Genomic DNA, 3,588 nt, shown 5'->3' with positions numbered 1-3,588 from the left:
TGTTTTTGTTTTTTCGTCATGAGGTGCCTCCTTACGAAAAGTCTCAGACTTAATTCTAGCATCATTCGTCGTCTGAGACTAACTTCCAGTTTTGGGAGAGAGGTGGAAGTTACTTTGAGAAGTTACGGAAATTAGGATCTCAGAGAGGAAATAATGATTATGCTTTCTTCTTTCGGAGAAAATATGGTATAATAGAGAGTAAAAAACTTTGAAAGAAAGAAAAAGATGAATTTAAAAGATTACATTGCAACAATTGAAAATTATCCTAAGGAAGGCATTACCTTCCGTGATATCAGTCCTTTGATGGCTGATGGGAATGCTTATAGTTACGCTGTTCGTGAAATCGTTCAGTACGCTACTGACAAGAAAATCGATATGATCGTAGGGCCTGAAGCTCGTGGTTTTATCGTGGGCTGTCCAGTTGCTTTTGAGTTGGGAATTGGTTTTGCGCCTGTTCGTAAGCCAGGGAAATTGCCACGTGAAGTCATTTCTGCTGACTATGAAAAAGAGTACGGAGTTGATACCTTGACTATGCATGCTGACGCCATTAAGCCAGGTCAACGTGTTCTTATCGTAGATGACCTCTTGGCAACAGGTGGAACTGTTAAGGCAACCATCGAGATGATTGAAAAACTTGGTGGTGTTGTAGCAGGTTGTGCCTTCCTTGTTGAATTGGATGAATTGAACGGCCGTGAAAAAATCGGTGACTACGATTACAAAGTTCTGATGCATTATTAATCAAAAACAGTCCCTAGGGCTGTTTTCTCTACATTAGGATATAAAAATAGACTATAGCTAGTTAGAGAAAAACTATAATTGAAAACTATATCTTCTTGCAGTATAATAAAAGGACTAGGTGTTTGAGATTTGGCTTCAAACATATGCAATTATTCCTGAAAGAGTACAGTTAGGAGAGGGTTATGCCGATTCGAATTGATAAAAAATTACCAGCTGTTGAGATTTTACGGACAGAGAATATCTTTGTCATGGATGATCAACGTGCGGCCCATCAAGATATCCGTCCCTTGAAAATTTTGATTTTAAACCTAATGCCCAAAAAAGTGGTCACAGAGACCCAGTTGTTACGGCATTTAGCAAACACTCCTTTGCAATTGGACATAGACTTTCTCTATATGGAGAGCCACCGTTCCAAAACAACTCGTGCAGAGCATATGGAGACTTTTTATAAAACTTTTCCCGAAGTTAAGGATGAGTATTTTGATGGTATGATTATTACTGGAGCCCCAGTTGAGCATTTACCATTTGAGGAAGTGGACTATTGGGAGGAATTCAGTCAGGTACTTGAGTGGTCCAAGACCCATGTCTATTCGACCCTTCATATCTGTTGGGGTGCTCAGGCCGGACTCTATCTGCGATATGGAGTGGAAAAATACCAGATGGACAGTAAGTTATCGGGTATCTATCCTCAGGACACTTTAAAAGAAGGGCACCTTCTCTTTAGAGGCTTTGACGATAGCTACGTATCCCCTCATTCTCGGCACACGGAGATTTCTAAGGAAGAGGTCTTAAATAAAACCAATCTCGAGATTTTATCAGAAGGGCCTCAGGTTGGGGTTTCGATTTTGGCCAGTCGTGATTTACGAGAAATTTATAGTTTTGGGCATTTGGAATATGACCGTGATACTTTGGCAAAAGAGTATTTTAGGGATCGTGATGCAGGTTTAGACCCACATATTCCAGAAAATTACTTTAAGGATGATGATGTCAATCAGACACCTTGTCTTTGTTGGTCTTCATCAGCAGCCCTCTTTTTCAGTAACTGGGTGAATTATGCGGTCTATCAAGAGACCCCTTTTGACTGGAGAAAAATAGAAGATGATGCATCCGCATTTGGGTATTTATAAGAGGAATTATGACATATTTAGACGCTTTTAAATCAGGGAACTTGGTTTTACCGAGTGCCCTTCTCTTGCATTTTAAGGAACTCTTTCCTTCCAGCGATGATTTTCTGGTCTGGCAATTTTTCTATTTGCAAAATACGACAGGCTTAGAAGAAATGTCACCAAGCCAGATTGCTGAAAGGATTGGCAAGGAAATTTCGGATGTCAACCAGTCCATCTCTAATCTGACGGAGAGGGGACTGCTTCAGTACCGTACTATCGAATTAAATGGTGAAATTGAATTGCTCTTTGATGCTAGTCTAGCCTTGGAACGTTTGGATGACTTGCTTGGAGCTAGCTCTTCGAGTTCAGACCAGTTGCCCCCTCAAAACCAGCTTAAGGATTTGGTGGAAACCTTCCAGCAGGAGCTGGGACGCTTGTTGACGCCTTTTGAAATCGAGGATTTGACCAAGACGCTAAAGGAAGATGGAACCAGTGCTGACTTGATTAAGGAGTCTCTTCGTGAAGCTGTTTTGAATGGAAAACCAAACTGGAAGTACATTCAGGCGATTTTGAGAAACTGGCGCCATGAAGGGATCAAAAGTGTGGCTCAAATCGAGGCTAAGCGGGCAGAAAGAGAAACAAGCAATCCTCAGTTGACACAGGTATCGGCAGATTTCAGAAATGCTATGGATCTCTGGAAGGATTAATCCATGTAAGCAGGCTTGAAATCCGAGTAAGATTTGCAAGCTGTGTCTAATTGTGATAAAATAAATAGAAAATAAATTGAAAAAAGAGGTATGTGAAATGTCACGTAAACCATTTATCGCTGGTAACTGGAAAATGAACAAAAATCCAGAAGAAGCTAAAGCATTTGTTGAAGCAGTTGCATCAAAACTTCCTTCATCAGATCTTGTTGAAGCAGGTATCGCTGCTCCAGCTCTTGATTTGACAACTGTTCTTGCTGCTGCAAAAGGTTCAAACCTTAAAGTTGCTGCTCAAAACTGCTATTTTGAAAATGCAGGTGCTTTCACTGGTGAAACTAGCCCACAAGTTTTGAAAGAAATCGGTACTGACTACGTTGTTATCGGTCACTCAGAACGCCGTGACTACTTCCATGAAACTGACGAAGATATCAACAAAAAAGCAAAAGCAATCTTTGCAAACGGCATGCTTCCAATCATCTGTTGTGGTGAATCACTTGAAACTTATGAAGCTGGTAAAGCTGCTGAATTCGTAGGTGCTCAAGTATCTGCTGCATTGGCTGGATTGACTGCTGAACAAGTTGCTGCATCAGTTATCGCTTATGAGCCAATCTGGGCTATCGGTACTGGTAAATCAGCTTCACAAGACGACGCACAAAAAATGTGTAAAGTTGTTCGTGACGTTGTAGCTGCTGACTTCGGTCAAGAAGTTGCGGACAAAGTTCGTGTTCAATACGGTGGTTCTGTTAAACCTGAAAACGTTGCTTCATACATGGCTTGCCCAGACGTTGACGGTGCCCTTGTAGGTGGTGCGTCACTTGAAGCAGAAAGCTTCTTGGCTTTGCTTGACTTTGTAAAATAATTAGTAAGTAGCAAAAGCTAGGTGGAACAGCATTCAGATGTCTGTTCCATTTTTTGGCTCTTTGTCAACTGTAGTGGGTTGAAGAAAAGCTAAGATCGAGAAAGGACGAAATTCGTCCTTTCTTTTTTGATATTCAGAGCGATAAAAATCCGTTTTTTGAAGTTTTCAAAGTTCCGAAAAC

4 protein-coding genes are annotated in these 3,588 nt (G+C 40.9%); all 4 read left to right on the top strand.

The features are described 5' to 3' along the window. The first annotated feature begins 225 nt into the window (after window positions 1-225). The 4 genes from QM818_RS08935 (at window position 226) to tpiA (ending at window position 3,407) form a co-directional block, all read left to right on the top strand. Window positions 226-738 carry an adenine phosphoribosyltransferase gene (locus QM818_RS08935; RefSeq protein WP_001049318.1) on the top strand — a complete coding sequence of 171 codons (513 nt, stop codon included), beginning with the start codon at window positions 226-228 and terminating at the stop codon, window positions 736-738. Between the two features lie 182 nt (window positions 739-920). Then, window positions 921-1,865 carry a homoserine O-acetyltransferase MetA gene (gene metA / locus QM818_RS08930; protein ID WP_261228799.1) on the top strand — a complete coding sequence of 315 codons (945 nt, stop codon included), beginning with the start codon at window positions 921-923 and terminating at the stop codon, window positions 1,863-1,865. An 8-nt stretch (window positions 1,866-1,873) separates the two neighbouring features. After that, window positions 1,874-2,551, top strand: coding sequence for a DnaD domain-containing protein (locus QM818_RS08925; RefSeq protein WP_261228800.1), 678 nt, complete (start codon window positions 1,874-1,876; stop codon window positions 2,549-2,551). 97 nt (window positions 2,552-2,648) lie between these two features. Then, complete coding sequence (gene tpiA / locus QM818_RS08920; RefSeq protein ID WP_000087893.1) at window positions 2,649-3,407, top strand: triose-phosphate isomerase; 759 nt, start codon at window positions 2,649-2,651, stop codon at window positions 3,405-3,407. The last annotated feature ends 181 nt before the right edge of the window (window positions 3,408-3,588 follow it).

The organism is Streptococcus mitis, from assembly GCF_047464035.1.
Classification (GTDB): Bacteria; Bacillota; Bacilli; order Lactobacillales; family Streptococcaceae; genus Streptococcus; species Streptococcus mitis_DX.
The sequence above is the reverse complement of the archived record's forward strand: the minus strand, read 5'-3'. Positions and strand labels throughout refer to the sequence as shown.